Source organism: Segeticoccus rhizosphaerae, from assembly GCF_009192725.1.
Lineage (GTDB): Bacteria > Actinomycetota > Actinomycetes > Actinomycetales > Dermatophilaceae > Segeticoccus > Segeticoccus rhizosphaerae.
The window spans coordinates 1-2086 of record NZ_VOHR01000476.1 but is presented as its reverse complement, the minus strand read 5'-3'; the positions used below and the strand labels follow the sequence as shown (position 1 = coordinate 2086).

Here is a 2086-nt window from a genome sequence, read left to right as displayed (position 1 = left end):
CTGGCCGCTCGCTGCCGCGCCGCGATCGCCGGCCGTTACGCCGGGGCGGGTGAGCGCGAGCGGCGGGCCGTGGAGAGCCGGCTCGAGGACGAGCTGCGCACGATCGCCGCGTTGGGCTACCCGACATACTTCATGACGGTGGCCGCCGTGTGCGACCTGATCCGCGACATGGGGGTCCGGGTGGCCGCGCGGGGCTCGGGAGCCGGCAGCCTGGTCAACTACCTGCTCGGCATCAGTGGGGTCGAACCGCTGCGCCACGACCTGCTGATGGAGCGGTTCTGCACCCCCATGCGCGCCCAGCTGCCGGACATCGACGTCGATGTCGAGTCGGCTCGCCGCACCGAGGTCTACGAACGCATCCTCGAGCGGTTCGGGGGCGATCGGGTCACCTGTGTCTCGATGATGGACACCTACCGGGTCCGGCACGCCATCCGCGACGTGGCGGCGACGCTGGGGTTGCCGCCCGCCGAGACCGACGCGCTCGCCAAGGCCTTTCCCCACATCCGCGCCCGGGACGCCCGCGCGGCCGTCCGCGAGCTGCCCGAGCTGCGCTCCAGGGGCCTGGACGCGCCTCGGCTGAAGCTGCTCTTCGAGCTGGTCGAGCGTCTGGACGGGCTGCCCCGGCACGTGGCCCTGCACCCGTGCGGCGTGGTCCTGTCCAATCGAGGGCTGCTCGACCGGACGCCGGTGGAGGCCAGCTGGCTGGGCTTCCCCATGAGCCAGTTCGACAAGGACGACGTGGAGACGCTCGGCCTGCTCAAGCTGGACGTGCTCGGCATCCGGATGCAGTCGTCGATGGCGCACGCGGTCGACGAGGTCGCCCGGGTCGACGGCATCACCATCGACCTCGACGACCGTGAGCAGGTGCCGCTCGACGACGAGCAGACCTTCGAGCTGATCCGGTCCACCCATACGCTCGGCTGCTTCCAGATCGAGTCGCCGGGGCAGCGGGAGCTGATCGGCAAGTTCGCGCCGGAGACCTTCGAGGACCTCATCATCGACATCTCGCTGTTCCGGCCGGGGCCGGTCAAGTCCGACATGGTCACGCCCTTCCTGCTCGCCCGGCAGGGCTGGCGCCCGCCCGAGTACCTCCACCCGACCCTGGAGCCCGCGCTGCGCAGCACCTGCGGCGTCGTGGTCTTCCACGAGCAGGTGCTGCAGCTGGTGGCCGAGACCACCGGAGTCAGCCTGGCCGAGGCCGACGAGGTGCGCCGTGCCCTCGGGTCCCCGGCCGGGCAGGAGGAGGTCGAGGCCTGGTGGCGACCCGCCGCGGCGGCACGCGGCTACGAACCGGCCGACGTCGACCGGATCTGGGAGGTGCTGGCCGCCTTCGCCTCGTTCGGCTTCTGCAAGGCCCACGCGGCGGCCTTCGCGCTGCCGACCTACCAGTCGGCCTGGCTCAAGGCGCACCACCCGGCGGCGTTCCTCGCCGGGGTGCTCACCCACGACCCGGGCATGTACCCCAAGCGGCTCATCCTCGACGACGCGCGAAACACCGGGGTCGCGGTGCTGGGGCTGGACGTCAACCGGTCCGGCGCCACCTACCGGGTGGAGCCGGTGGGGCGGGACGGACGGACGGACGGCGACGCGGAGGGGGCCGAGGCGAAGGCGCCCACACGCAGGGGTATGACGGGCCACGCAGGTCACGCGCGGGGCTACGGCATCCGGCTGTCCCTGTCCGACGTCAAGGGGATCCACGAGGACGAGGTGACGCGCATCGTGGCCGGGGCGCCCTACGCCTCCCTGGCCGATTTCTGGCAGCGGGCCCGGGTGTCGCGTCCCGTGGTCGAGCGGCTGGTGCTCGCCGGGGGGTTCGACTCGGTCTACGGGCTCGGGGGCGACGGGGGCGCGGCGCTCGGTCGCCGCGGGCGGATCACCCGACGCGACCTGCTGCTGCACGTCACCGAGCTCGACCGGTGGTCCCGATCGATGGCGCGTCGCGGCAGTGCCGCGGGGGTGGCCGCGACGAGCAGCCGCCCGATGACCGGAGGCGGGGGCCCCGGTCAGGCAGGACAAAGGGTGGCCGAGCGCGCGGCCGGGCAGGCGCGGGGGCGGCGCCCGAGCGCACGCCGCCAGGCCGGACCGG

1 protein-coding gene is annotated in these 2086 nt (G+C 73.3%); it reads left to right on the top strand.

The window, feature by feature from the left end:
* A partial coding sequence (dnaE, locus tag FRW57_RS20795) for a DNA polymerase III subunit alpha (protein ID WP_152186954.1) occupies positions 1-2086 on the top strand: 2086 nt, incomplete at both ends.